Here is a 26,569-nt window from a genome sequence, read left to right on the forward strand (position 1 = left end):
CGCGGGTGGGCGCGGAAAGAGTAGCGGCAGAAGTCGATCCGGTCGCCCGGGTGCTGCCGATGCTCCCGCTCGCTCACCTCGACCGTGAATTCGACTACCTCGTTCCTCGTGAACTCGAAGCGGATGCGCAGCCCGGAGTCCGGGTGCGCATCCGCTTCGCTGGTCGTCTGGTGGACGGTTTCATCGTCTCGCGCGAGGCGACCAGTGACCATCAGGGGAAGTTCGGCTGGCTCGAACGCGTCATCTCGTCCGAGCGGGTCCTGACGGCCGAAATCGCGCAAGTCGTCGATCGTGTGGCGGAGCGTTATGCCGGAACCCGTGCCGATGTTCTCCGTTTGGCGGTACCGCCGCGGCACGCGAAGGTCGAGGCGGAACCGTGGGGGCCCGCCGAGCCGCCGTCCGCTCCTGAACCGATCGAAAATGGTTGGCATCTCTACAGATTCGGTGACGCCTTCCTGTCCGCGATTCGCGAGTCGAAAAGCCCACGTGCGGTCTGGCAGGCGTTGCCTGGTGAAAACTGGCCACTGCGCCTGGCCGAACTGGCCGGGGCCGTAGCGGCAAGTGGTAAATCCGCGATCCTGGTTGTGCCCGATCAACGCGACCTGGACCGCGTCGTCGCCGCTTGTACCGAACTCTCCGGAGCGGATGCGGTGGTAGGTCTGTCCGCGGGCCTGGGGCCGGCCATGCGATATCGGAGGTGGCTCGCTGCACTGCGCGGGACCGCCCGGATCGTCGTCGGCACGCGGAGTGCTGTTTTTGCGCCGACGCCCGAGACCGGTCTTGTCGTCGTCTGGGACGACGGCGACGACAACTTGTCCGAGCCGCGGTCGCCGTATCCACATGCCCGCGAAGTTGCCGTCCTGCGTGGCTACGTCGCCGGGTGCGCCGTCGTGATCGGTGGGTTCTCCCGTACGGCAGAAGCGCAGGTACTCGTCGACTCGGGATGGGCGCACGATCTGGTCGCTACGCGGGACGTCGTTCGTGCCCACGCACCCAAGATCACCGCGCTTGCCGACAGCGATCAAGCCTTGGCCCGCGATCCGGGAGCCAGAGCGGCTCGTTTGCCCGCTATTGCATTCGCGGCCGCCCGGCGCGCTCTGGGTGAGGGCAACGGAGTCCTGGTACAGGTGCCTCGGCGGGGGTACGTACCGACCCTGGCCTGCGGAAAGTGCCGTGCCCCGGCACGGTGCCGTCGGTGCAACGGCCCACTGGCTCTTCCCGCTGCGGCAGGTCCCGACGGCGCCGGGACACCGGCGTGCCGCTGGTGCGGGGTTGCCGATGCCGCCTACCGATGTCACGCGTGCGGGGCGAAAGCGTTGCGCGCGGTGGTGGTCGGTGCCGGCCGGACCGCCGAAGAACTCGGGCGGGCGTTTCCCGGTGTGAAAGTTGTTCTGTCCGGGGGCAGTGATGTGGTCAAGGAACTGCCACACGGGCCCGCGTTGGTGGTCTCGACAGTGGGTGCGGAGCCGGTGATGACCGGCGGCTACGGCGCCGCGCTCTTGCTCGACGGTTGGGCACTGCTCGGCCGGCCCGATCTTCGCGCCGCCGAGGAAACACTCAGACGCTGGATGTCGGCTGCTGCCATGGTGATTCCGCTGTCCGAAGGCGGTGAAGTTGTGGTTGTCGCAGACTCGGGTATCCCGACGGTGCAGGCGTTGGTCCGATGGGATCCAGTGGGGCACGCACAGTCTCAATTCGAGGAACGGGACGAGGTCGGCTTTCCTCCGGCCGTTCACATGGCTGCGATCGACGGTGGATCCGCGGCAATTGCGGAGTTGGTGAATTCAGCTGATCTGCCGGCAAGTGCTGTACTGCTCGGACCAGTGGAATTGCCTGCGGGGGAGAGGCTTCCGTATTCCGGTGAGGACGAGAGCGGTGTCGCGCCGGAGCGAATGCTGGTCCGCGTTCCACGCAAGGACGGTCGCGGCCTTGCGGACGCTCTGGCACATGCGAGGGCCGCGCGCAGTGCGCGGAAGTCTTCGGGTCCGGTCCGCATTCAGATCGACCCACGCCGCATCGGCTGAGTTTCGAGTTGTCGGAGGAATCCTTGCGCTACCCGATATGACGATATATCGTCGAACTATCAACGATAGTGATGGAGGTTCGACGATGGATGCAAGTTTCCCGAACGAGGGGATGTTCGGCCGGCGCGGTTTCTTCGGCGGTTTCGGCCGTGAGCAACGGCCACCATTTGTGATGTGGGTGCCGACGGACGACGGCGCGTCGGGCGATGGTCCCGGCGATCGAGACGGTGGACGACGCGGTCGACCGCACGAGCGGCCGGGCTTCGGTGACATGCCACGCAGAGGCCATCGGCGGGGGCGTTTCGGTCCAGACGGCGGACCCGGCCCCGGCTTCGGTCCGGGCGCTCAGTTCGGTCGCGGGCGAGGACGTGGCGGACGAGGTCGTCGAGGAGATGTGCGCGCTGCGATTCTGCTGTTGATCGCGGAAGAGCCGATGCACGGCTACGAATTGATTCAGCAGATCGTCGAGCGCAGCGGCGGCGTCTGGAAGCCGAGTCCGGGCTCCATTTATCCCGCGCTGTCCCAACTCGAGGACGAAGGACTGGTGATCATCGAAAAGGTTGCCGGCCGCAAAACCGCCAAGCTGACAGAAGAAGGCGTCGCGTACGTCGAGGAACATCGCGCCGATCTCGGGGCGCCGTGGGATGACGTTCGTCTCAGCGTAGGGGAGCCGGAGCAGGACCTTCGAGAACTGATCGGCCAGCTGATGGGCGCGGCCGGTCAAGTGGCTGCTGTAGGCACACCAGCGCAGGTCAAGGCCGCAGCCGACGTGCTTGTCGAGGCGCGCAAATCGCTCTACCGAGTGCTTGCCGGTGATGACGCCGATGAAGGTGGCAATTGAGACGTCGGATACCTACTGTTCGGTAGGGTATGCGCCTCGAAGTTTCTGGTGTTACGGTCAGCTCCCTCGTAGGATCAGAGCAGGAGCAGGAACAATGTCTGGCGTCAAACGGTCTGTGGGACTGACATTTTCGGTAGCAGTGGCGCTGCTGATCGGAGCACCGCCGGCGATATCGGCTGCAGCACCGACGCTCCCGTCTGCGAGTGCCGACGCGATGGATGTTCCCCTCGTCATCGGCCCAGGCCAGGTGTCGCGTTCGGTAGCCACCGCATTCGCTCATGCTCATCCAGGATCCGCACCTGCCGGATCGAACGATTTCGGCTGTGAGCCTTCCGCCACGCATCCCCGACCGGTTGTACTCGCCCACGGAACCGACACCGAGGCGTACGCGGATTGGGCGGCCCTGTCGCCGGCACTGGCAGCTGACGGCTACTGCGTCTTCGCTCTCAATTACGGCGGTGCGATCAAAGAAGAAGACGGGGACGTCGCACACGAGACCTACGGCGTCGGCGACATAGTCGGTAGTGCCACCGCGTTCGGTTCTTTCGTCGATCAGGTGCTGACCGCGACCGGAGCGGACAAGGTCGACGTGATCGGCTATTCCCAAGGCGCGACGGTGACGCGGTACTACGTCAACAAGATGGGCGGCGACGCCTACGTCGATCATTGGGTCGGTTTGGCTTCGCCGACCTACGGTGGGGTGATGTTCGGGTTGGTTCCCATTGTCCGTGCGATCCCCGGCGGAGAAGACTTTGTCGAAGACGTCTTTTCGCGAGCTGTCCGCGAGCAGATGCAAGGGTCGGATATGTTGAACACCCTCAACGCCGGCGGTGACACCGTACCCGGAGTGCGCTACACGACCATCGGGTCCACTGTCGACGAGATGATCCAGCCGTCCTCGAACATCGCGCTCCGCGGTGCCGGTGCAGAAAACATCGTCCTCCAGGATCTGTGCCCGTCTAACCTGACCGGCCACTTCCGCATGCCGTACGACCCCTACGTGATCGACGTCATCCGGACGGTCCTCGACCCCGATGCCGAGCGGCACGCTTCGTGCAGCGTGGTGCCGCTCGGCACGGATATTCCGCAAGTGGTCATCGACGCAAATTCGTGAGCTGCAAATTCGTGAGCTGCTAACTCGTGAGCACCGAGATCACGTGGGTCGGGATGTTTACTCGGCGAGCTTGGCAGTGGCCTGCGCCCACAGGAAGAACTTGTTCGTTCCGAGGTCGCGGACGGTCTTGATGTTGAACGCTGCCTTCAAATGTTCTGCGTCCGAATCGCTTACGCCGTTGAGTGCCGCGACCGGGGCGTCCGCCAATTCTTCGACGGACTTTCCTGCGTAGGCCTTGTCGAACTTACTGTCGATGCCTGCCATCTAAGTTCCTCCGTGTGATCGGTGTATCCCGTATCAGCCTCCGCCGAGTGGCGACGACAGAAACAGTCAATACCGAGGACCGGTGAATGTGCAGGGTTCTGATCAAAGAAATTGCTGAGAAAGTGGTTCGGTGTGGCGCGAGGTAGGTCGTAGCTCTCGCAGTCCTTAGACTGACAGTTCCACCCACCGACACATCCGGGAGCATTTTCGTGAGTTGCAGTCCACCGCGTTCGACAGGCCGATCGGCTGATCAGAGTCCGAAGAGCCCAACGAAACGGGAGAGCTGACATGCGCGTCGTGTTCGCCGGAACACCCGAACCCGCGGTTCCTTCACTGCGTCGGCTCATCGAATCCGCCAACCACGAAGTGGTAGCCGTCGTCACGCGTCCGGACGCTGTGGCGGGCCGCGGTCGAAAAGTCACCCGATCGCCGATCGGTCTGCTTGCCGACGAGCACGGCATCCCGGTGCTGACGCCGGCCAAGGCGTCCGATCCCGACTTCGCGGCCGAACTCGCCCGCCTCGAACCGGACTGTGCACCCGTCGTCGCCTACGGAAACCTGTTGCCACAGAACGTCCTCGACATTCCGAAATACGGTTGGGTCAATCTGCATTTCTCGTTGCTTCCCGCGTGGCGCGGCGCCGCGCCGGTGCAGGCCGCGATCAGTGCCGGTGACGAGGTGACGGGTGCGAGCGCGTTCCGTTTGGAAGCCGGGATGGATACCGGCCCCGTGTACGGAGTGATGACCGAGCGGATTCGCGACACCGATACGGCGGGCGACCTGCTCGGACGTCTCGCGGAAAACGGCGCTGCCCTCCTCGAATCGGTACTCGACGGACTCGAGGCCGGCGAGATCAACGCGGTTCCGCAGTCTGCCGACGGCGTCTCGTATGCCCCCAAGGTGACGGTGGACGCGGCCCGCGTGCGGTGGGAACTGCCCGCTCGCACAGTGGACCGGCATATCCGAGCCGTCACACCCGCACCCGGGGCATGGACGATGATCGGTGATCTTCGAGTCAAGGTCGGCCCGATCACCGTCACGGACGAGACCCTGGCAGTCGGTGAGATCTCGGTACGCAAGGATGGTCTGTACATCGGTACCGCGACCACCGCGGTGCGACTCGGGCAGATTCAGCCCCCGGGCAAGAAATTGATGTCGGCAGGGGACTGGGCACGCGGTGCCCGACTCGACGCGGAGGTACGAGCACAGTGACCGAATCACGACGACCGGCACGACGGGCACAGGGTCCCGGAGCCAAGAACGGCGGCGGCGCCAAGAACACCAAGCCGAAGCAGGCCAAGCGGCCTGATCCGGCAACCGCCGGGCTCGATCAACCGCGTCTGGCGGCGCGTGACGTCCTGCGCGCGGTCCGTGAGCGTGACGCGTACGCGAACCTGGTTCTGCCAGGGCTCCTGCGTGACCGCAAACTCTACGCACGCGACGCTGCGCTGGCAACCGAACTGGCGTACGGCGCGGCACGTGCTCAGGGACTGCTGGATGCGGTGATCGCCCATGCAGCGGGTCGGCCGATCGAAGAGATCGACGGAACGCTGCTCGATGTACTCCGACTCGGCTCGTACCAATTGCTGCGCACTCGTGTCGCACCGCACGCTGCCGTCGCAACCTCGGTCGATCTGGTCCGCGCCGAAAACGGCCAGGGCCGAGCAGGATTCGTCAATGCGGTCCTGCGCCGTGTTTCCGAACGCACCCAGGAGGAGTGGGTCGAGCTGCTGGCCCCGAAGGACCCGGTCGGCCGGCTCGCCTTCGAGCACGCTCACCCCCTGTGGATCGCGCAGGTATTTGCCGACTCGCTCGGCGCTGCTGCCGGTGAACTCGAAGACGTCCTGATCGCCGACGACGCCCGCCCTGCAGTACACCTCGTCGCCCGCCCCGGCGAGATCTCCGCCGAGGAGCTAGCACTGGTGACCGGCGGCGAGATCGGGCCGTACTCGCCGTACGCCGTGCATCTCGACGGCGGTGACCCCGGACAGCTCGAGGCGGTCCGCCAAGGCTTGGCGGGCGTGCAGGACGAGGGCAGTCAGCTGGTGGCCCGCGCCCTCAGCATTGCTCCTCTCGAAGGTGAAGACTCCGGACGCTGGCTCGATCTCTGCGCAGGTCCGGGCGGTAAGGCAGCGCTTCTCGGCGCTCTCGCCGGTATCGAAGGCGGGCGACTCGACGCCGTCGAGCCCGTCGAACATCGCGCCGAACTGATCCGCAAGACCACTCGCGAGCTTCCCGTGGACGTACACGTGGCGGACGGCCGCGAATCCGGGCTCGAACCCGGATACGACCGCATCCTCGTCGACGCTCCCTGCACCGGGTTGGGTGCGCTGCGTCGGCGCCCGGAGGCACGTTGGCGTCGGCAGCCGTCCGATGTGGCCCCGCTCGTGAAGTTGCAGCGTGAATTGCTTGCTGCCGCAATCGAACTGGTTCGCCCCGGCGGAGTGGTGCTGTACTCCACGTGCTCGCCGCACTTGTCGGAAACGCTGGCTGTGGTCGCCGATGCGGTGCGGCGTCATGGCGTCGTGGAACTCGACACCAAGGCATTGGTGCCAGGTGTCCCGGACGTCGGAGACGGATCGTCGGTTCAGTTGTGGCCGCATCGACACGGCACGGACGCTATGTTCATGGCCGCTTTGCGCAAGCCGCTGGCCTGATCGGATGACTTCTGGGCATCGGTAGTCGTATGGTGCCTACATGGTTACGTGGGAACAGGTTGTAGTACTGGGTTCGGCTCTTCCCTCCGTGGAAGAGTCGACCTCGTACAACACCCCGGCACTCAAGGTGGCAGGTAAAACTTTTGCACGGCTCCGCACCGAAGCGGAGGGCGCTTTGGTCGTGATGTGCGGTCTGGACGAGAAGGAGGCGCTACTCGCCAGTGGCGAGGCGGCTTTCTTCACCACCGATCACTATCACGGGCACGGCTCGATCCTCGTGCACCTCGAACTGATCGACGAGGTGCAGTTGGGTGAGATGCTCGAAGACGCGTGGCGGATCAAGGCACCGGCCAAGGTGCGAAAGCTCCACACCGTCGTCAAGAACTGATCGGATTTCACCGGCTCCGATGTGCATGCACGGTCGGCAATGAGACACAGCTAAACTCGGCGTCGTGGCTTCCCCGATGATTGCACCGTCCATTCTGTCCGCAGATTTTGCTCGACTCGCTGATGAAGCGACTGCCGTGTCCGGCTCCGACTGGCTTCACGTCGACGTGATGGACGCGCATTTCGTTCCCAATCTCACGCTGGGTCTGCCGGTGGTCGAGAGTCTGCTGAAGGCGACGGATATTCCGCTCGACTGCCATCTCATGATCGAGAATCCGGAGCGCTGGGCGCCGCCGTACGCCGAGGCCGGTGCGTACAACGTCACGTTTCACGCCGAGGCCACCGACGATCCGCGTTCGGTTGCCCGCGATATTCGTGCAGCTGGTGCCAAGGCGGGGCTGAGCATCAAGCCTGGAACCCCGATCGACGACTACCTGGAAATCCTCGAGGACTTCGACACCCTCTTGATCATGAGCGTCGAACCCGGATTCGGTGGTCAGTCCTTCATGCCTCAGGTGCTCGACAAGGCACGCGCAGTTCGAAAGCTCGTCGACTCGGGTGAGCTGACGCTCCTTGTCGAAATCGACGGCGGCATCAACGCTTCCACGATCGAGCAGGCCGCTGAAGCAGGGATCGACTGCTTCGTCGCCGGTTCGGCGGTGTACGGAGCGAGTGATCCCGGTGAGGCGGTGCGCAAGCTGCGCGCGCAGGCCGCCTCGGCGTCGCCGCACCTGACGCTGTCGGTCTGAGCCGCTCGATGGCAAAGGGTGGACAGGCGTCGACGGCTGATCTCGACGCCGCGATGCAGATCGCGCTGGCCGCAGCTGATTCCGCGCGCGGATTCACCAGCCCCAACCCACCGGTCGGCGCGGTCATCCTCGCTGCCGACGGAACCATCGCGGGCGTCGGTATGACGCAACCGCCCGGTGGACCGCACGCGGAGGTCGTGGCTCTCGACGAGGCCGGCGATGCAGCGCGTGGCGGTACGGCAGTGGTGACACTGGAACCGTGCAATCACCAGGGACGAACCGGCCCTTGCTCACAGGCATTGATCGATGCCGGAGTCTCGGCGGTTGTCTACGCCGTCGGTGATCCCAATCCCGAGGCTTCCGGCGGCGCAGCGACGCTCATGCGCGCTGGAATCAGCGTCACGGCCGGACTGAGAGCACCCGAGGTGGAAGCTGGTCCACTGCGGGCCTGGCTGCACAAACAGCGCACCGGTCGCCCGCACATCACGTGGAAGTACGCGGCCAGTCTGGACGGACGCAGCGCCGCCGAGGACGGAACGAGTCAGTGGATCACCGGTCCGCAGGCGAGGGCGCGCGTGCATGCGCAGCGAGCGCAGATCGATGCGATCGTGGTCGGTACCGGCACCGTGTTTGCCGACGATCCGTGGCTGACGGCGCGTCAGCCCACCGGTGAGCTCGCGGCGCATCAGCCCGTTCGGGTCGTCGTCGGAAAGCGCGAAATACCCTCGACGGCAAGCATTCTCGACGACACCGCACCGACTTTGGTGCTCAACACCGACAACATCGACGAAGTAGTCGAGGCGTTGGGGGAGTACACGGACGTACTTCTCGAGGGTGGGCCCCGTCTGGCCGGAGCATTCCTTGCCGCCGGATATGTCGACGTCATAGAGGCATACATCGCTCCGATCCTGCTCGGCGCGGGCGCCTCCGCACTCGTCGATGCCGGAGTGCACACCATCACCGACGCCCACCGATTCCGTTTGGAGTCTGCGGTAACGATCGGCCCCGATATTTTGTTGAGTCTGGTTCCGGAGAGTTCTGCTCCGGGGAACGAGGAGTAGGGCGCGTGTTCACAGGAATTGTGGAAGAACTCGGCGAAATTGTCGCCAAGGAAGAACTGGTCGATGCTGCACGTTTCACGGTGCGCGGGCCACTGGTCACCTCCGACGCCGGTCACGGTGATTCGATCGCGGTCAACGGAGTGTGCCTGACGGTGGTCGACGTGCTTGCCGACGGTTCGTTCACCGCAGATGTCATGCAGGAAACCCTGAACCGCTCGAGCCTGGCGAAATTGGATGTCGGCTCTCGCGTCAACCTCGAGCGTGCCGCGGCGCTGAACAGCCGACTCGGCGGCCACCTGGTTCAAGGGCATGTCGATGGAACAGGCCACGTCATTTCCCGCTCGCCGTCCGAGAACTGGGAGGTAGTGCGGATCGCACTGCCCGACTCCATTTCCCGTTACGTCGTGGAGAAGGGTTCGATCACCGTCGACGGAGTCTCGCTGACGGTCTCCGCGCTGGGCGGAGACCGCGGGTTCGAGTACTTCGAGATCTCGCTGATCCCGACAACGCTCGAGTTGACGACGCTCGGAACCGCTGTGGTCGGTACGCCGGTCAACCTCGAGGTGGACGTGATCGCCAAGTACGTCGAGCGGCTTCACTCTGCCGGTCGGTAGGACCAGGCTGATCGGACCCGTCCGATTGGTCGTAGGGTTGTCAGTGCATCCGTCGGATGCACTTGTTGTATTCGATGATGTGAAAAGTCAAGACTTTGGAGTGCGAGCACGTGACCAGGTTCGACAGTATCGAGCGCGCAGTAGCAGATATCGCTGCAGGTAAAGCTGTTGTCGTCGTGGACGACGAGGATCGCGAGAACGAGGGCGACCTCATCTTCGCCGCCGAGAAGGCCACCCCGGAACTGGTGGCGTTCATGGTCAGGTACACCTCCGGCTACCTGTGCGTGCCGCTCGACGGTGACGATTGTGATCGGTTGGGCCTGCCCCCGATGTACGCCACCAACCAGGACAAGCACGGCACGGCGTACACCGTCACGGTCGACGCCCGTGAGGGAATCGGTACCGGCATCTCGGCGTCGGACCGCGCTGCGACGATGCGTCTGCTCGCCAACCCCGAATCCGGTGCCAACGATTTCACTCGCCCCGGTCACGTCGTTCCGCTCCGCGCGAAGGAAGGCGGAGTACTGCGTCGTCCTGGCCACACGGAAGCTGCAGTCGACCTCGCCCGCATGGCGGACCTGCGTCCTGCCGGCGTCATCTGCGAAATCGTCAGCCAGAAGGACGAAGGCGCGATGGCTCAGACCGACGAGTTGCGAGTCTTCGCCGACGAACACAACCTTGCTCTGATCTCGATCGCCGACCTCATCGCGTGGCGTCGCAAGCACGAGAAGCACGTGCTGCGTATCGCCGAGGCCCGCATCCCCACCCGCCACGGTGAGTTCACCGCTGTCGGCTACACGAGCATCTACGACGAGGTCGAGCACGTTGCGCTGGTGCGCGGCGACATCGCAGGCCCCGACGGAGACGGTAGCGACGTGCTCGTCCGCGTTCACTCCGAGTGCCTCACCGGCGACGTCTTCGGTTCGCTGCGGTGCGATTGCGGCCCGCAGCTCGACGCCGCACTGGACATGGTCGCCCAGGAGGGCCGCGGCGTTGTTCTGTACATGCGCGGGCACGAGGGTCGTGGCATCGGTCTCATGCACAAGCTGCAGGCCTACCAGCTCCAGGACGCCGGTTCCGACACCGTCGACGCCAATCTCGAACTCGGCCTACCGGCGGACGCCCGTGACTACGGCATCGGTGCCCAGATCCTCGTCGATCTGGGGATCTCGTCGATGCGTCTGCTGACCAACAACCCGGCCAAGCGTGTGGGTCTGGACGGCTACGGCCTGCAGATCACCGATCGTGTTCCGATGCCGCTGCGCGCGAATGCGGAGAACCTCACCTACCTGCGCACCAAGCGCGATCGGATGGGGCACGATCTGATCGGACTGGACGAGTACGAGGCGAACCAGAACACCGCACAGCCGGGAACCGCACTGTGAGCGGCGAAGGTCAGCCGCAGCTCGCGATCGCCGAGGCCAAGGATCTGAAGCTGGCGATCGTTGCCGGGCAGTGGCACGCGACGATCTCCGAGGCCCTGATCGCCGGCGCGCAGCGCGTCGCGCAGGAAGCACAGATCAAGGACGTGACACTGGTCCGTGTCGCCGGCGCGATCGAACTGCCGGTCGTTGCGCAGGCATTGGCGCGCACGCACGACGCCGTCGTCGCTCTCGGTGTTGTCATCCGCGGTGGCACGCCGCACTTCGAGTACGTGTGCGACGCGGTCACCGCGGGCCTCACACGCGTCTCGCTCGACGAAAGCACCCCCGTGGGGAACGGTGTGCTGACCACCGACACCGAGCAGCAGGCTCTTGACCGTTCGGGTCTGCCGGGTAGCGTCGAGGACAAGGGCGCACAGGCCTGCGCCGCCGCACTGGACACCGCAGTGACCCTGCGTCATCTCCGAGCACCATGGACCGAGGATTCGTTTCGATGAGTACACCCGGCGACAACGAGAACTGGGAACTGATTGCGTCACCGCGTAAGTCGACGCGATACGCGATCGGAGTTGCCGTCCTCCTGGTGATCGTTCACGTCACACTTGCACTCCTGCTCCGCCAGGGGTCCACCGGCGTGTACTTCCGCGCCGCGGACCAACTTGCGATGGCAGGCATCGGCACCATTCTGGCTCTCGGTGTACTGATGTTGACGCGGCCCCGGGTCAAGGTGGGCAAGCAGGGTATCGCCGTACGAAACATCTTGGGCGAGAAGATCGTCGACTGGGATCTGTTCGAGGGACTCTCGTTCCCCGACGGTGCCGCCTGGGCACGCATCGAATTGCCCGACGACGAGTACATGGCAGTGATGGCGATCCAGTCCAACGACCGCGAGTACGCCGTCGACACGGTCGGTAAGTTCCGCGAACTGGCCGACCGCTACGCACCGGTCGCGCACAAGAGCAACTGACGTCTTCCGACCGGTTCGGTGCCCGCATCCTGCGCGTTTCCGAGTCGGTCGGTGGCGGCGACTAACCTGAAACCGTGCCGGATCCCTCGACTTACCGCCCCGCTACCGGAACCATTCCGGCTGCGCCGGGCGTCTATAAATTTCGCGATCCGCATGGTCGGGTCATTTACGTCGGAAAGGCGAAAAGCCTCCGTTCACGTTTGAACTCGTACTTCGCGGACGTCACGACACTTCATCCCCGTACTCGGCAGATGGTGACCACCGCCGGCAGCGTCGAGTGGACCGTCGTCAGTACCGAAGTCGAAGCGCTTCAGCTCGAGTACAACTGGATCAAGGAATTCGATCCGCGGTTCAACGTCCGGTACCGCGACGACAAGACGTATCCGGTTCTCGCTGTGACGCTCAACGAAGAGTTCCCGCGCTTGTTCGTCTACCGCGGTCCGCGGCGCAAGGGTGTCCGGTACTTCGGTCCCTACTCCCATGCCTGGGCCATCCGCGAAACACTCGATCTGCTGCTACGAGTGTTTCCCGCACGAACGTGCTCGTCCGGAGTCTTCAAACGACACAACCAGATCGGCCGGCCGTGTCTGCTCGGCTACATCGACAAGTGCTCGGCGCCCTGCGTCGGGCGAGTCAGCGCCGAGGAGCATCGTCAGATCGTCGAAGATTTCTGCGACTTCCTCGCCGGCCGCACGGACAAGTTGGTCAAAGATCTCGAAAAGCGCATGCAGCAGGCTTCCGAGGACCTCGACTTCGAGACCGCAGCCCGTCTGCGTGACGATATCGGGGCTTTGCGCAAGGCGCTCGAGAAGCAGGCCGTCGTACTCGGTGACGGCACCGACGCCGATCTCGTCGCCTTTGCCACCGATGATCTCGAAGCCGCCGTTCAGGTGTTCCACGTGCGGGGCGGACGCGTGCGGGGCCAGCGTGGATGGGTCGTGGAGAAGGCAGGCGACGCCATCGACTGGGCCGCACTCGACGCCGAGTCCGACCTGCCGATCCTGGTCGAGCAGTTCCTCACCCAGTTCTACGGGGAGCAGGCGGCCCTCGACCCGGGAGCGGGTTCCGAGGCCGGGATCAGCGCAGTTCCCAAGGAAGTTCTGGTGCCGGTTCTGCCGGCAAACGCGACCGAGATCCAGGCGTGGCTGAGCAAGCTTCGGGGATCGCAAGTGCAACTGCGGGTTCCGCAACGCGGCGACAAGAAAGACCTCGCCGAAACAGTCCAGCGAAACGCGAAAGAGGCTCTGGCGCAGCACAAGCTCAAGCGCGCCGGCGATTTCACTTCGCGTTCCGCGGCGCTGCAGGGCATCCAGGAAGCACTGGACCTGGACTCGGCTCCGCTACGAATCGAATGCATCGACATCAGTCACGTCCAGGGAACCGACGTCGTGGCGTCACTGGTCGTGTTCGAGGACGGGCTCCCGCGTAAGTCGGACTACCGCCATTACGCGATCAAGGAAGCTGCCGGCGACGGTCATTCCGACGACGTCGCGAGTATCGCCGAGATCACGCGTCGGCGGTTCCTGCGCCACAACCGCGACCTGGGCGTCCTCGCGGCGTCGGCGTCGACCATGGACTCGGACGGTGGGGATCTGGCTCCCGAAGCGGCGATCGACCCGGCGACGGGCCGGCCTCGGCGGTTCGCCTATCCGCCCAATCTGTTCGTCGTGGACGGCGGCGCCCCTCAGGTCACGGCGGCAGCGGCGGTCCTCGACGAGCTGGGGGTCACTGACGTCGCGGTAGTCGGGTTGGCCAAAAGACTCGAAGAGGTATGGGTGCCGGGGGAAGAAGATCCGGTCATCCTCCCTCGGACGAGCGAGTCGTTGTACCTACTGCAGCGCATCCGAGACGAAGCCCACCGCTTCGCGATCACGTTCCATCGCAGCAAACGCTCGAGGCGGATGACGGCTTCGGCTCTGGATTCGGTCAAGGGGCTCGGTGAAACTCGTCGAACCGCTCTGGTGGCTCACTTCGGTTCCGTGGCGAAGCTGAAAACGGCAACGGCCGAGGAGATCATGCAGGTCCCCGGTATCGGTGAGACCACCGCCACAGCAGTTCTGGCCGCACTCGGCACGGATTCGGCTGCAGCCGACGCGGGTGCTGAAGCTCGAGCGCTGCCAGCCGCGGTAGGGGATGATGAGCTGGACACGGAATCCGAATCGTCTGTTACGTCTGCTGACGCGCCCAGTGCCGAATCCGGTAGCGATGACGAGGGCTCCGAGTCGCGAGAATTGTCCATGCCGACGACGGGGCCGAGTGCACAGTGACTACCGACAGCGCCAAAGACAGTCGAACGATGGATTTCCTGCTAGTGACGGGATTGTCCGGAGCAGGTTTGAGTACCGCTGCCAAGGTGCTCGAAGACCTCGGCTGGTATGTCGCGGACAATTTGCCACCTGAGCTCATTTCCCGAATGGTCGGTCTGAGCCTGACCTCCGATCCGCCGGTCGATCGTCTGGCCGTCGTGATCGACGTGCGGAGTCGACTCTTCACCGGCGATCTCGGGTGGGTGCTCACCGAACTCGAGGCGGAACCGATCCATACTCGGGTGCTGTACCTCGAAGCGTCGGACGACGTGTTGATCCGACGGTTCGAACAGGTGCGCCGCAGTCATCCGTTGCAGAACGACGGCATCGACGGCACGTTGTCCGAAGGGATCGCAGCCGAGCGTCGGCAGTTGGCCGTGGTGAAGGCGGCCGCCGATCTGGTCATCGACACGTCGGCGCTGAAGGCGCATCAGCTGCGTCAGAAGATCGAAACGGCGTTCGGGAACGATGCCAACCGCACGATGAAGGTGACGGTCCAGTCGTTCGGATTCAAGTACGGCCTGCCGATGGACGCCGATCTCGTCTGTGACGTTCGATTCCTGCCCAATCCCCACTGGATCCCTGAACTTCGCCCGCACACCGGTCAGGATGCCGACGTCCGCGACTACGTGTTGTCCCGCGAGGGCGCGGAAGACTATCTCGACACCTACCGACATCTGGTGGATTTGACGATCGCCGGATATCGACGAGAAGGAAAGCGCTACATGACAATTGCGGTCGGATGCACCGGCGGTAAGCACCGAAGCGTGGCAATGTCCGAAGCTCTCGCGAGGCGTTTGGGTTCCGAGGACGACATCTCGGTCAGCATCGTGCACCGGGATCTGGGGCGCGAATGAGTGAACCGACACATCGCTCGCGGGAGACACCCGAAGGGCCGGCCATCGTCGCGCTCGGCGGCGGGCACGGATTGTTCGCCACGCTCCAGGCCGTCAGACGCTTGACGTTCGACGTCACCGCCGTGGTCACGGTCGCCGACGACGGTGGTTCGTCGGGCCGGCTGCGCGCCGAACTCGGCGTCATCCCGCCTGGAGACCTCCGGATGGCGCTGGCTGCTCTCGCGTCGGACGAACCCGAGATAGTCGACTGGACTCGGACCATTCAGCATCGCTTCGGCGGTGTCGGCGCACTTGCCGGGCATTCGGTGGGCAATCTCATCCTGGCCGGACTGACCGAGGTGCTCGGCGATCCGGTCGTCGCGCTCGACGAGATGGCGCGACTGCTGCGAATCCGTGGCCGTGTGCTGCCGATGTCGCCGATCGCGCTCGAGATCGAAGCCGACGTTCAGGGACTCGAAGAGGACCCCCGCGTCAGCCGCTGCATTCGTGGACAGGTTGCCGTCGCGACCACCCCGGGCAAGGTTCGGCGTGTGAGACTGCTCCCGTCCAATCCGCCCGCGTGCCCCGATGCCGTGACTGCGATCGATCGTGCCGATCTCGTGGTTCTCGGCCCGGGATCGTGGTTCTCGAGCGTGATCCCACACGTCCTGGTACCCGAACTCGTCGAATCACTGTCGTCGACGAAGGCTCGAAAGGTACTGGTGCTCAATCTCGCACCCGAGCCGGGGGAGACCGCCGGATTCTCCGCGGAGCGTCACCTGCACGTACTCTCCCAACACGTGCCCGATTTCCGGGTCGACTACGTGGTGGTCGACTCGGCGTCGGTACCGGCCGGGCGTGAACGTGAACATCTGCAGCGTGCGGCGGATCAATTTTCAGCCGAAGTCAGGTACGCGGATGTCGCGGACACCTCACCGGGCGCAGCGCATGTACACGATCCGGCAAAACTGGCCGATGTACTGGCTGAACTGTCGAGCAGTGCGGCAGTAGGGGATTCGACACAGTCTTCCCTGCAAGAACAGCAATCCGAAGAACAGAGGGAGAACGCTTCGTGGCAATGACAGCGGAGGTCAAGGACGAACTGAGCCGGTTAGTGGTGACTCAGGTCAGCTGCCGCAAGGCAGAGGTCTCCGCGTTGCTGCGCTTTGCCGGTGGGCTCCACATCGTCGGCGGCCGGGTGGTCGTCGAAGCAGAGGTGGATCTGGGCTCCACGGCGCGACGTCTGCGCCGGGAGATATTCGACCTGTTCACCTACAGTGCCGATGTGCACGTACTCAGTGCGGGCGGGCTTCGAAAGTCCGCTCGCTACATCGTGCGTGTAGCGAAGGAGGGTGAGGCCCTCGCGCGCCAGACGGGACTGCTCGATCTTCGCGGGCGCCCGGTTCGCGGCTTGCCTGCGCAGGTCGTCGGCGGAAGTGTCGGCGACGCCGAAGCAGCGTGGCGCGGTGCGTTCCTCGCGCACGGTTCCCTGACCGAACCCGGCCGTTCGTCGGCGCTCGAAGTGAGCTGCCCCGGCCCGGAAGCTGCACTTGCTCTGGTTGGAGCTGCGCGGCGTCTGGGGATCTCGGCGAAGGCACGTGAGGTTCGCGGAACGGATCGTGTGGTGATCCGCGACGGTGAGGCCATCGGCGATCTCCTGACCCGAATGGGAGCCCAGGACACACGTCTGGTGTGGGAGGAGAGGCGGATGCGACGCGAGGTCCGCGCCACCGCCAATCGTCTCGCCAATTTCGACGACGCAAACCTGCGACGCTCTGCTCGCGCTGCCGTTGCGGCTGCTGCGCGCGTCGAGCGTGCGTTGGAGATCCTCGGTGAGGACGTGCCCGATCACCTCGCGGCGGCGGGTGCTCTGCGCGTCGAGCATCGGCAGGCGTCCCTCGAAGAACTCGGCCAGTTGGCCGACCCGCCGATGACCAAGGACGCCGTTGCCGGACGTATCCGTCGCCTGCTGTCCATGGCTGATCGCAAGGCCAAGGAAACGGGCATACCCGACACCGAATCCGCAGTGAATGTGGAGCTACTCGAAGAGGGGTGACCTGCCCTCCGTCAGGGTGGGCTGCGCACGTTCGGGCCACGCGCATTAGGGTATGAGTCACATCGACCGATGAACCCCACGTCCGCGTCGTGCACACACGGATTCGGAGTATGCGTGGGTCAAGTTGCACACCAGAATCATGGTCAAAGGAGCGAATTGTGACTGTCCGGGTTGGCGTAAACGGTTTCGGCCGTATCGGACGTAACTTCTTCAGGGCGGTGGATGCGCAGAAGGCGCTCGGAACCACCGATATCGAGATCGTGGCAGTCAACGACCTGACTGACAACGCGACGCTCGCTCACCTGCTGAAGTACGACTCCATCCTCGGCCGTTTGCCGTACGACGTGTCGCTCGACGGTGACGACACGATCGTCGTCGGCGATCAGCGCATCAAGGCCCTCGCACACCGTGGCCCGTTGAACGAACTTCCCTGGGGCGAGCTGGGCGTCGACGTCGTCGTCGAGTCCACCGGCATCTTCACCGACGCCGCAAAGGCCAAGGGACACCTCGAAGCCGGCGCCAAGAAGGTCATCATCTCGGCTCCGGCCAAGGGTGAAGACATCACCATCGTGATGGGCGTCAACGACGACAAGTACGACGGCAGCCAGAACATCATCTCCAACGCGTCGTGCACCACCAACTGCCTCGGCCCCATCGCCAAGGTTCTCGACGACGAGTTCGGCATCGTCAAGGGTCTGATGACCACGATCCACGCGTACACCCAGGATCAGAACCTGCAGGACGCTCCGCACGCAGACCTCCGTCGCGCCCGCGCAGCTGCCCTCAACATCGTTCCCACCGGTACCGGTGCAGCCAAGGCAATCGGCCTGGTTCTTCCGCAGCTGCTCGGCAAGCTCGACGGCTACGCACTGCGCGTGCCGATCCCCACGGGCTCGGTCACCGACCTCACCGCGAACCTGAAGAAGTCGGCCACCGCCGACGAGATCAACGCTGCGATGAAGGCTGCTGCCGAGGGACCCCTCAAGGGCATCCTGAAGTACACCGACGCACCGATCGTCTCCTCGGACATCGTCACCGACCCGCACTCGTCGATCTTCGACTCGGGTCTGACGAAGGTCATCGACGACCAGGTCAAGATCGTCTCCTGGTACGACAACGAGTGGGGCTACTCCAACCGCCTCGCCGACCTCATCGGCCTCGTCGCCAAGTCTCTCTGAGCGGAGTTTCGATAACAGTGGCAGTTCAGACGCTGAAGGATCTGCTGGACGCTGGGGTCGAGGGGCGCACCGTACTGGTGCGTTCCGACCTCAACGTCCCGTTGGATGGCGGAGAAATCACGGACCCGGGTCGCATCGTCGCGTCCGCTCCCACCCTGCGGGCACTCGCCGAGGGTGGAGCGAAGGTCATCGTGACCGCGCACCTCGGGCGCCCCGACGGTCAGCCCGATCCCAAGTTCTCCCTCGCACCGGTTGCCGCGAAGTTGGCCGAAATCCTCGGTCGTAACGTGCAACTCGCCGGTGACGTCGTGGGACAGGACGCGCTGGCTCGTTCCGAAGGACTCACCGACGGTGACGTCCTGATGCTCGAGAACATCCGTTTCGACCCTCGCGAGACCAGCAAGGACGAAGCCGAGCGGGTCAAGCTCGCCAAGGCTCTCGTCGAGCTGGTCGGTGACGACGGCGCATTCGTCTCCGACGGATTCGGTGTTGTTCACCGTAAGCAGGCGTCGGTCTTCGACGTCGCGAAGCTGCTCCCGCATTACGCCGGATACCTGGTCGGCGCCGAGGTCGAGGTGCTCGCCAAGCTCACGCAGGACGCAGCGCGTCCGTACGCGGTGGTGCTCGGTGGCTCCAAGGTCTCGGACAAGCTGGCCGTCATCGAGGCACTGGCACCGAAGGTCGACACTCTGGTGATCGGCGGCGGAATGTTCTACACGTTCCTCGCGGCTCAGGGTGTGTCCGTGGGCAATTCGCTGTGCGAAGAGTCCATGATCGAGACCTGCAAGGATCTCCTCGACCGGTACGCCGACGTCATCCACATCCCTCAGGATGTTGTCGTCGCGGACTCCTTCTCGGCCGATGCCGAGTCGAAGATCGTTCCGTTCGACAAGATTCCCGACGGCTGGATGGGTCTGGACATCGGACCGGAGTCGGTCAAGCGCTTTGCCGCGATCCTGACCGGCGCCAAGACGGTGTTCTGGAACGGCCCGATGGGCGTGTTCGAGTTCCCGAAGTTCGAGGCAGGCACCCGCGGTGTCGCCGAGGCAATCGTGGAGGCAACCGAGAAGGGCGCCTTCAGCGTCGTCGGCGGCGGCGACTCCGCAGCAGCCGTTCGTCAGCTCGGTATCCCGGACGAGGGCTTCTCGCACATTTCCACCGGTGGTGGCGCTTCCCTCGAGTACCTCGAGGGCAAAGAGCTGCCTGGCATCGCAGTACTGGAAGGCTGATCCGACATGGCACGTAAGCCGTTGATCGCCGGCAACTGGAAGATGAACCTGAACCACCTCGAGGCTATCGCCCTGGTGCAGAAGATCGCTTTCTCCTTGCCTGCGAAGTACTTCGACAAAGTGGACGTCACGGTCATCCCGCCGTTCACCGACATCCGAAGCGTCCAGACGCTGATCGAGGGCGACAAGCTCCTCCTCACGTACGGCGCGCAAGATGTCTCGGCTCATGACTCGGGTGCGTTCACGGGCGAGATCAGCGGCTCCATGCTGGCCAAGCTCGGTTGCACCTTCGTCGTGGTCGGTCACTCCGAGCGTCGCACCCTTCACGGTGAGACCAACGAGACCGTCCTCGCGAAGACGAAGGCTGCTCTCAAGAACGGCCTCACGCCGATCGTGTGCATCGGCGAAGGCCTCGAGATCCGCGAAGCGGGCGAGCATGTCGCCTACAACGTCGACCAGCTCAAGGGTTCGTTGGCGGGCCTGAGCGCGGAGGAGATCTCCAAGATCGTCATCGCGTACGAACCTGTCTGGGCCATCGGCACCGGCCGTGTCGCTTCTGCCGCCGATGCACAGGAAGTGTGTGCTGCGGTACGAGCAACAGTGGCCGAACTTGCCGACGCCGAGGTCGCGGCCGGCGTTCGCGTTCTGTACGGCGGTAGCGTCAGCTCGAAGAACGTCGGAGAGATCGTCGGCCAGACCGACGTCGACGGCGCTCTTGTCGGCGGCGCGTCACTCAAGGCTGACGAGTTCGCGACACTGTCTGCGATCGCTGCAGGCGGTCCGCTCCCGTGATGATCGGGTAGTGAGCTGAAACTGCTCGAGACTAAGACTGCGGGTGTGTGACCGAGTAGGTCACACACCCGCAGTTTTTTGTTCGCGAGTCAGCTCACCAGTTTGGTTTCCAGAGCGCCGACGAGTTCGGGAGCAAGCTCCAACCCGGCGGTCAGATAGTTCTCGACGGTCCCGTACTGGTGCTCGACCTGCTCGAAGGCAGCGCCCAGGTAACTCGCGTCGACGGAAAGCAGCAACCGGATCACCTCGCCCTTGTCTGCATCTGTGGCAGCGGCGATCTTCGCGACTGTTGCATCGATGTACTCGGCCGAGTACGTGTTCGTGAGCAGGTAGTCCGCCGTGATCGTTTCGCTCGGTACACCAGCGAGTGTCTGCAGTAGTGCTGCCGCCCAACCTGTTCGGTCCTTGCCCGCCGTGCAGTGGAAGAGTTGCGGCCCCTCGGTGGTCGCCAGGGCGGCGAACAACTGCGAAAATCCGTTCCGAGTGACGGGGTCTGCGACAAAGCTGCGATTGATGTTCTGCATGAAAGCTGTTGCAGCGTCCGCTGTTCGGAGAGCCATCGCTTCGGCGTGGATGTTTCCGGACAGGATGGGAATGTGGGCGTACATCGCCGGCGCCGGCACGATGTCGGGAGTTTCGTTCGCCTCGGTTTCGGAGCGCACGTCATAGACGGCGGTCAGCCCCAGCGATTCCACGATTGCAAGATCCTCGGGCGAGGGCGTCAGTACGTTTGCACGGTAGAAGACTCCGCGGCTCATCGCCTGTCCGCTGGTCGTGACGTACCCGGGGCCGGCCACGTCGCGGAAGTTGTGAATCGAAGCCAGACGTGGTGTGTCGGGCAGGGCAGTGTCGGAAAGCATGGAGCCGGCCTTTCGGAGGTAGAGTCGCGTCAACTGAAAAACTACTGAATCGGTATCTCGACAGTGTGATCGATGCCACTGACCAAGAGTCGTGCCTGGCCGGGTGCAAAGTTATGTGCGAGGCGGGTATGTGGTCAGGCTATCTGCGCGCGCCTGTATGGTGTTATCGGTTGTAGTTGTCCCTATTGGATTGGTGGACGTAGACAGACATGAAACTGTTCCTGGATATCCTGCTGGTCATCACCAGCTTGCTCCTCATCGCCTTGGTGCTCCTGCATCGCGGTAAGGGCGGCGGTTTGTCGAGTCTGTTCGGTGGCGGTGTCCAGTCCAGCCTGTCCGGATCGACTGTTGTCGAGAAGAACCTCGACCGGTTGACGGTCTTCACCGCGTTGATCTGGCTCATTTCGATCGTCGGCATCGGCCTGGAGATCAAGTTCGCCTGATTCTCGGCTCATGACTTACAGCCGGTAGTTTTTCACACACGAATTTCAGACACGGAACCCCGCCTATCGAGCGGGGTTCTTTGTTTCGGTCGATAATTGTGTGATGACTGAAACCGCGTCGCATCGAGAAACACCGCGAGAAGCCACCGAGCCGCTACGCGAAGACATCCGGCTTCTCGGCGGAATACTCGGACAAATAGTGCGAGAGCAAGCCGGCGACAATGTGTTCGATCTGGTCGAGCGAGCCCGTGTCGAGTCGTTCCGAGTCCGTCGTTCGGAGATCGATCGCGCCGAACTGGTGTCGCTGTTCGCCGAAATCAGTACGGACGACGCCATTCCCGTCATCCGGGCGTTCAGTCACTTCGCACTGCTCGCCAACCTGGCCGAGGACATCCATCGCGAGCGTCGACGGGCCATCCACGTCAACGCGGGGGAACCGCCCCGCGACAGCACTCTCGCGGCCACGTACACCAAACTTGATGCAGCCGATATCGATTCGGCCACCGTCGAAGAAGCGCTTCGGGGCGCCCTGGTCTCACCCGTCATCACCGCTCACCCGACGGAGACTCGACGCCGTACGGTGTTCGAGACGCAGAGTCGGATCACCGAGTTGATGCGATACCGCGAGCGCACGGCGCTGACCGTCGCAGAAACCGCTGATGTCGATCTGCAATTGCGCCGTCAGATCCTGACCCTGTGGCAGACGGCTCTGATCCGGCTCAGCCGCCTCCGCATCCAGGATGAAATCGAGGTAGGCCTGCGCTACTACGACGCAGCGTTGTTCGAGGTGATTCCGAAGATCAACGCCGAGGTTCGCAAAGCTCTGCGCGCGCGTTGGCCGGACGCCGGGCTCCTGCCGGAACCGATCCTGAGGCCGGGTTCGTGGATCGGCGGTGACCGAGACGGCAATCCGTACGTGACCGGCGAAATCGTCCAGCGCGCCACGTCGCGCGCTGCGGCGACTGCTCTCGAGCATCACCTCGAGGAACTCGAACATCTCGAGCGTGAACTGTCGATGTCGGCGCGGCTGGTTTCCGTCACGCCCGAACTCGATCTGCTGGCGTCTACCTCCGGCGACGACTCTGCCTTCCGGGCCGACGAGCCGTACCGTCGCGCGATTCGCGGTATCCGCGGGCGCTTGAGCGCCACAGCACTGACGGTACTGGGGGAGTTGCCCGCCCACGGCTCCGACGACGGACTCGAGGCGTACACCGACCCGGCACAGTTGCAGCGGGATCTCGGAATCATCGACACCTCGTTGCGTCGTTTCGGTGACGAGACCATCGCCGACGATCGACTCGATCGGCTCCGAGAAGCGGTGGAGGTGTTCGGCTTTCACCTGTCCGGTCTGGACATGCGGCAGAACTCCGAGGTACACGAAAGCGTCGTCGCAGAACTTCTGGCGTGGGCCGGAGTTCACCCGGACTACGCGTCCTTGCCGGAAGCCGATCGAGTCGAATTGCTGTCGGCCGAGTTGACGACGCGGCGACCACTGACTTCGCCGGACGCCGAGTTCAGCGAATTGACCACCAAGGAACTGGCCATCATGGCGGCCGGTGCCAAGGCAGTGCGGGTTCTCGGAGCGGGTGCGGTACCCAACTACATCATCAGCATGTGTACCTCGGTCAGTGACATGCTCGAGGCTGCAGTGCTGCTCAAAGAGGTCGGGGTGCTCGATCCGGGCGTCGGTAGCGAGCCCTCGTGCCCGATCGGCATCGTGCCGTTGTTCGAGACGATCGAGGATCTGCAGGGCGGCGCCGACACATTGCTGGCGACGCTCGACATCCCGATCTATCGTGCGATCGTCCGTTCCCGTGGTGACAGTCAAGAAGTGATGCTCGGGTACTCCGACTCGAACAAGGACGGCGGGTACCTGGCAGCCAACTGGGCGCTGTACCGTGCCGAACTCGACCTCGTCGATGCCGCGCGTAAGAGCGGAATCAGGTTGAGGCTCTTCCACGGCCGCGGCGGAACCGTCGGACGTGGCGGCGGACCGAGTTACGAAGCGATTCTGGCTCAGCCTCCCGGTGCAGTCGCGGGTTCTCTGCGAATCACCGAGCAGGGTGAGGTGATTGCGGCCAAGTACGCCGAACCGCGTCTGGCACATCGCAACCTCGAAACACTCATCGCCGCGACTATCGAGTCGACGTTGCTCGACGTCGAAGGACTCGGCAGCGATGCCGACGCTGCCTACGCGGTACTGGACGAGCTCGCGGCCCTCGCCCGCACCGCGTACAGCGAATTGGTGCACGACACACCAGGATTCGTGCAGTACTTCGAAGCGTCGACACCGGTCGCCGAGATCGGGGCACTCAACATCGGCTCTCGTCCGGCCTCTCGCAAGCAGACCAAGGCGATCTCCGACCTGCGAGCGATTCCCTGGGTGCTCTCGTGGAGTCAGTCTCGCGTGATGCTTCCGGGTTGGTACGGAACCGGCACCGCGTTCGAAAGATGGATAGACGGAGACGATACTCGGCTTGCCACGTTGACGGCCCTGTACGAGAAGTGGCCGTTCTTCCGAACCGTGCTCTCGAACATGGCCATGGTGATGTCGAAGTCGGATCTCGGTTTGGCGGCCCGGTACGCGGACCTCGTGCCCGACGCCGAACTGCGCGATCGAGTCTTCGGAATGATCACCGACGAGCACGAACGCACAATTCGCATGTACAAGGCAATCACGGGCAACGAGAACCTCTTTGCCGACAACTCGGGCCTCGAGCGTTCGGTCCACAACCGGTTCCCGTACCTCGAACCTCTCAACCATCTACAGGTCGAGCTGATCCGTCGGTACCGTTCCGGCGACGAGAGCGATCAGGTGCGTCGGGGTATCCAGCTGACGATGAACGGCCTGGCCACTGCGCTTCGTAACAGTGGCTAGGTAACAGCGGCTGGTTCTGCAGGTTTACCAGGGTGTGCGTGCGGCGACTCTAGAGCTGTCGCACGCACACCCAACGCTGCGCACCGGACCGAACGGGGACCGCAGTGGATCTGCAATTGGACGGACGAACTGCCGTCGTTACCGGCGCGGGAAAAGGTATCGGGTTGGCGATCACTCGGGCCCTGGTGGCCGAGGGAGTCCACGTCGTCGCGGGCTCGCGGACGCTCTCGCCGGAACTCGAATCGCTGCAGTCCGGCGGCGCCGTCACCTTTGTCGGCGTCGACCTCGCGAGTGTCGAAGGATCAACCCGACTGCTCGAGGTTGCAGCAGCGAGGGGCGGCGTCGACATCCTGGTCAACAACGTCGGCGCCGTCACCCCGAGAACGAGCGGTTTCGCGGCCATCACGGACGAAGAGTGGGCGGCGTCGTTCAATCTGACGTTCTTGTCTGCTGTACGCACTGTTCGCGCTGCGCTGCCGGAGTTGATCCGCCGAGGTGGAGGGAGCATCGTGACGATCAGTTCGGTCAACGCATTCTTACCTGACCCCACGGTGATCGACTACAGCGCCGCCAAAGCGGCATTGACCAACTTCTCGAAGTCGTTGTCGAAAGAACTGGGCGGGCAGGGGATCCGCGTCAATACCGTCAGCCCTGGCCCGGTGCAAACGGAGTTGTGGCTCGGCAAGCACGGAGTGGCCTCGACGCTGGCGAAGGCGAGTGGATCAGCCGCCGACGACATCGTCGAAAGCGCCGCGGCCGGAGCCGAGACTGGGCGGTTTACCTTCCCCGAAGAGGTTGCCGACCTGGTGTTGTTCCTCGCCAGCGATCGTGCGGGGAACGTGACAGGCGCGGATTTCGTGATCGACGGCGGTCTGATCAAGACCTTGTGATCATTGCTGCCTGAAACCTGATCATGTGCGCGACGGTCGACGACGTGATGCACAGGATCACTGCGGACGCGATGACCACCCACAGTCCCCACCCGATGGACGGTCCGGCAGTGTGCCCTGCGAACTCGGTACTACGTCGCACGATGGACGCGGCGTTTCCGACGGCAACGATCAATACCGCGATTCCGACCAAAGGGCCGGTGCAGTGATTCTTGATCTCGGGCGTGACGTCTCGAACCATGAGGGTGATCAACGCGGTCACCGCGCACAGAGCGAGGACGAGAGTGATCGCTCCGCATTCGTCGACACCACTGTGGTCCAGCGCAGAGGATGACGTCCACGGGCCGAGGCTTCCGGCGACGATCCCGGCGCACGCCCAGAGCGATCCGATGAGGCTAGGTCCGAAACGGTCGGGCATGAGGGAGGGAATTGCGCGGGTCGACGGCGTCTGAAACCCGAAGGCGCGTTGGTGATCCGGCTGATTGGGTGTGAACGTCACGCGACGGACCACCTTTCCTCCGCGGCGTCGAGCCGCCCAATCCAATGCTTTTCCGGAGTCTAAGGGCCGCCCAGTTCACTTTTGCCGAATCGAGCGAAATTGATCGAACCGGCGCTAGGGCTCGAGCAACTCGGCGTGAGAATATTCGTTGCGGCCCGCACCGACGAGGCGCTTACTGATCAAACGGCGTCGTGAACGACACTGGTTTGCCGGCGGCGCGCGCGTACGCGATCTCTCGGCGCGTGGACTCACCGATGTATCCGCGAGGGTTGACGACCAGAACCCGATCGGCGAGGTCGATCTTGCGCAGATGGAGCGCGTCGAGCAGGTTCTTCTGCTCGACAGAGACCGCCTCGTCTGCTTCAACCGGCGCGACGACGATCACGCCCGCGAACGTCAGGTCGCGGTTCGCCTCCCGCATCTCTTCAGCGAATCGCGCAGAGCCGCAGATACAGACAATCTCAGGTCGATCGGGCACGGTTCAGTCTCTCATCGACGCGAGAGCCCGCGGCCACACCAGTCTCGTCAGATATCTTCGGCAA

The 26,569-nt window shown here is 63.9% G+C and carries 26 protein-coding genes; 22 read left to right on the forward strand and 4 right to left on the reverse strand.

The genetic code is table 11. The annotated features are described in order from the left end of the window. Nucleotides 1-5: 5 nt before the first annotated feature. The 3 genes from RHP72_RS14490 (at nucleotide 6) to RHP72_RS14500 (ending at nucleotide 3,979) form a co-directional block, all read left to right on the forward strand. Nucleotides 6-2,024: a primosomal protein N' gene (locus RHP72_RS14490; RefSeq protein ID WP_311094831.1), complete on the forward strand. Its 2,019-nt coding sequence runs from the start codon at nucleotides 6-8 to the stop codon at nucleotides 2,022-2,024. A gap of 172 nt (nucleotides 2,025-2,196) precedes the next feature. Next, nucleotides 2,197-2,865 carry a PadR family transcriptional regulator gene (locus RHP72_RS14495; protein ID WP_370852745.1) on the forward strand — a complete coding sequence of 223 codons (669 nt, stop codon included), beginning with the start codon at nucleotides 2,197-2,199 and terminating at the stop codon, nucleotides 2,863-2,865. Nucleotides 2,866-2,959: 94 nt separating this feature from the next. After that, a complete protein-coding gene (locus RHP72_RS14500) occupies nucleotides 2,960-3,979 on the forward strand; it encodes a triacylglycerol lipase (protein ID WP_042445675.1) in 1,020 nt (339 codons plus the stop codon). A gap of 57 nt (nucleotides 3,980-4,036) precedes the next feature. Here RHP72_RS14500 and RHP72_RS14505 read toward each other — a convergent pair whose 3' ends face one another. Beyond that, nucleotides 4,037-4,243 (reverse strand): hypothetical protein, encoded by a 207-nt coding sequence (locus tag RHP72_RS14505; RefSeq protein ID WP_003944900.1) that lies wholly within the window; start codon nucleotides 4,241-4,243, stop codon nucleotides 4,037-4,039. A 288-nt stretch (nucleotides 4,244-4,531) separates the two neighbouring features. Here RHP72_RS14505 and fmt point away from each other — a divergent pair, with 288 nt between their 5' ends. The 16 genes from fmt to tpiA all read left to right on the forward strand — a co-directional run bounded on the left by fmt (nucleotide 4,532) and on the right by tpiA (nucleotide 20,457). Continuing rightward, entirely contained in the window at nucleotides 4,532-5,455 is a 924-nt protein-coding gene (gene fmt / locus RHP72_RS14510; protein WP_007727991.1) for a methionyl-tRNA formyltransferase, read from the forward strand. Beyond that, a complete protein-coding gene (locus RHP72_RS14515; protein ID WP_311094832.1) occupies nucleotides 5,452-6,900 on the forward strand; it encodes a transcription antitermination factor NusB in 1,449 nt (482 codons plus the stop codon). Before fmt ends, RHP72_RS14515 begins: the two co-directional genes overlap by 4 nt. A gap of 40 nt (nucleotides 6,901-6,940) precedes the next feature. Then, nucleotides 6,941-7,288, forward strand: a complete 348-nt coding sequence (locus tag RHP72_RS14520) for an MmcQ/YjbR family DNA-binding protein (RefSeq protein ID WP_003944924.1) — start codon at nucleotides 6,941-6,943, stop codon at nucleotides 7,286-7,288. Nucleotides 7,289-7,352: 64 nt separating this feature from the next. After that, complete coding sequence (gene rpe / locus RHP72_RS14525) at nucleotides 7,353-8,036, forward strand: ribulose-phosphate 3-epimerase (protein WP_030536417.1); 684 nt, start codon at nucleotides 7,353-7,355, stop codon at nucleotides 8,034-8,036. 8 nt (nucleotides 8,037-8,044) lie between these two features. Next, nucleotides 8,045-9,097, forward strand: a complete 1,053-nt coding sequence (ribD, locus tag RHP72_RS14530) for a bifunctional diaminohydroxyphosphoribosylaminopyrimidine deaminase/5-amino-6-(5-phosphoribosylamino)uracil reductase RibD (protein WP_030536416.1) — start codon at nucleotides 8,045-8,047, stop codon at nucleotides 9,095-9,097. Nucleotides 9,098-9,102: 5 nt separating this feature from the next. Beyond that, nucleotides 9,103-9,711 (forward strand): riboflavin synthase, encoded by a 609-nt coding sequence (locus tag RHP72_RS14535; protein ID WP_003944892.1) that lies wholly within the window; start codon nucleotides 9,103-9,105, stop codon nucleotides 9,709-9,711. A 110-nt stretch (nucleotides 9,712-9,821) separates the two neighbouring features. Next, nucleotides 9,822-11,096, forward strand: a complete 1,275-nt coding sequence (locus tag RHP72_RS14540; RefSeq protein WP_003944833.1) for a bifunctional 3,4-dihydroxy-2-butanone-4-phosphate synthase/GTP cyclohydrolase II — start codon at nucleotides 9,822-9,824, stop codon at nucleotides 11,094-11,096. Next, the gene (gene ribH / locus RHP72_RS14545; RefSeq protein ID WP_003944999.1) at nucleotides 11,093-11,590 is read left to right on the forward strand and encodes a 6,7-dimethyl-8-ribityllumazine synthase; all 498 of its coding nucleotides are present in this window, start codon (nucleotides 11,093-11,095) and stop codon (nucleotides 11,588-11,590) included. The genes RHP72_RS14540 and ribH overlap by 4 nt, the downstream gene beginning before the upstream one ends. Continuing rightward, a complete protein-coding gene (locus RHP72_RS14550; RefSeq protein ID WP_007727982.1) occupies nucleotides 11,587-12,060 on the forward strand; it encodes a PH domain-containing protein in 474 nt (157 codons plus the stop codon). The genes ribH and RHP72_RS14550 overlap by 4 nt, the downstream gene beginning before the upstream one ends. Before the next feature lie 74 nt (nucleotides 12,061-12,134). Further along, a complete protein-coding gene (uvrC, locus tag RHP72_RS14555) occupies nucleotides 12,135-14,327 on the forward strand; it encodes an excinuclease ABC subunit UvrC (protein ID WP_054828415.1) in 2,193 nt (730 codons plus the stop codon). Further along, complete coding sequence (gene rapZ / locus RHP72_RS14560; RefSeq protein ID WP_003944872.1) at nucleotides 14,324-15,223, forward strand: RNase adapter RapZ; 900 nt, start codon at nucleotides 14,324-14,326, stop codon at nucleotides 15,221-15,223. The genes uvrC and rapZ overlap by 4 nt, the downstream gene beginning before the upstream one ends. Continuing rightward, on the forward strand, nucleotides 15,220-16,284 hold the full coding sequence (gene yvcK / locus RHP72_RS14565) for a uridine diphosphate-N-acetylglucosamine-binding protein YvcK (protein ID WP_042445666.1): 1,065 nt from the start codon (nucleotides 15,220-15,222) through the stop codon (nucleotides 16,282-16,284). Before rapZ ends, yvcK begins: the two co-directional genes overlap by 4 nt. After that, complete coding sequence (gene whiA / locus RHP72_RS14570) at nucleotides 16,281-17,258, forward strand: DNA-binding protein WhiA (RefSeq protein ID WP_021344225.1); 978 nt, start codon at nucleotides 16,281-16,283, stop codon at nucleotides 17,256-17,258. Before yvcK ends, whiA begins: the two co-directional genes overlap by 4 nt. A 158-nt stretch (nucleotides 17,259-17,416) precedes the next feature. Next, a complete protein-coding gene (gene gap, locus RHP72_RS14575; protein ID WP_003944851.1) occupies nucleotides 17,417-18,436 on the forward strand; it encodes a type I glyceraldehyde-3-phosphate dehydrogenase in 1,020 nt (339 codons plus the stop codon). A 17-nt stretch (nucleotides 18,437-18,453) separates the two neighbouring features. Further along, nucleotides 18,454-19,665: a phosphoglycerate kinase gene (locus RHP72_RS14580; protein WP_003944901.1), complete on the forward strand. Its 1,212-nt coding sequence runs from the start codon at nucleotides 18,454-18,456 to the stop codon at nucleotides 19,663-19,665. 6 nt (nucleotides 19,666-19,671) lie between these two features. Beyond that, on the forward strand, nucleotides 19,672-20,457 hold the full coding sequence (gene tpiA, locus RHP72_RS14585) for a triose-phosphate isomerase (protein ID WP_042445664.1): 786 nt from the start codon (nucleotides 19,672-19,674) through the stop codon (nucleotides 20,455-20,457). Nucleotides 20,458-20,546: 89 nt separating this feature from the next. Here the strand turns inward: tpiA and RHP72_RS14590 are convergent, their stop codons facing one another. Next, nucleotides 20,547-21,317: a tyrosine-protein phosphatase gene (locus RHP72_RS14590; protein ID WP_311094833.1), complete on the reverse strand. Its 771-nt coding sequence runs from the start codon at nucleotides 21,315-21,317 to the stop codon at nucleotides 20,547-20,549. Between the two features lie 209 nt (nucleotides 21,318-21,526). On the opposite strand from RHP72_RS14590, the gene secG reads away from it, so the two are divergent. The 3 genes from secG (at nucleotide 21,527) to RHP72_RS14605 (ending at nucleotide 25,528) form a co-directional block, all read left to right on the forward strand. Then, complete coding sequence (secG, locus tag RHP72_RS14595; protein WP_003944946.1) at nucleotides 21,527-21,760, forward strand: preprotein translocase subunit SecG; 234 nt, start codon at nucleotides 21,527-21,529, stop codon at nucleotides 21,758-21,760. A gap of 103 nt (nucleotides 21,761-21,863) precedes the next feature. Next, nucleotides 21,864-24,638 (forward strand): phosphoenolpyruvate carboxylase, encoded by a 2,775-nt coding sequence (gene ppc / locus RHP72_RS14600; RefSeq protein ID WP_311094834.1) that lies wholly within the window; start codon nucleotides 21,864-21,866, stop codon nucleotides 24,636-24,638. 104 nt (nucleotides 24,639-24,742) lie between these two features. Then, nucleotides 24,743-25,528 (forward strand): oxidoreductase, encoded by a 786-nt coding sequence (locus RHP72_RS14605; protein ID WP_042919818.1) that lies wholly within the window; start codon nucleotides 24,743-24,745, stop codon nucleotides 25,526-25,528. On the opposite strand, the gene RHP72_RS14610 is transcribed toward RHP72_RS14605, so the two are convergent. Then, nucleotides 25,515-26,027: a hypothetical protein gene (locus RHP72_RS14610; protein ID WP_230587563.1), complete on the reverse strand. Its 513-nt coding sequence runs from the start codon at nucleotides 26,025-26,027 to the stop codon at nucleotides 25,515-25,517. The genes RHP72_RS14605 and RHP72_RS14610 overlap by 14 nt on opposite strands. Nucleotides 26,028-26,199: 172 nt before the next feature. Beyond that, nucleotides 26,200-26,448: a hypothetical protein gene (locus RHP72_RS14615; RefSeq protein ID WP_207624530.1), complete on the reverse strand. Its 249-nt coding sequence runs from the start codon at nucleotides 26,446-26,448 to the stop codon at nucleotides 26,200-26,202. Between the last annotated feature and the right edge of the window lie 121 nt (nucleotides 26,449-26,569).

Origin of the sequence: Rhodococcus sp. SG20037 (assembly GCF_031763325.1) — a bacterium.
In the GTDB taxonomy this organism is placed as follows: domain Bacteria; phylum Actinomycetota; class Actinomycetes; order Mycobacteriales; family Mycobacteriaceae; genus Rhodococcus_F; species Rhodococcus_F qingshengii.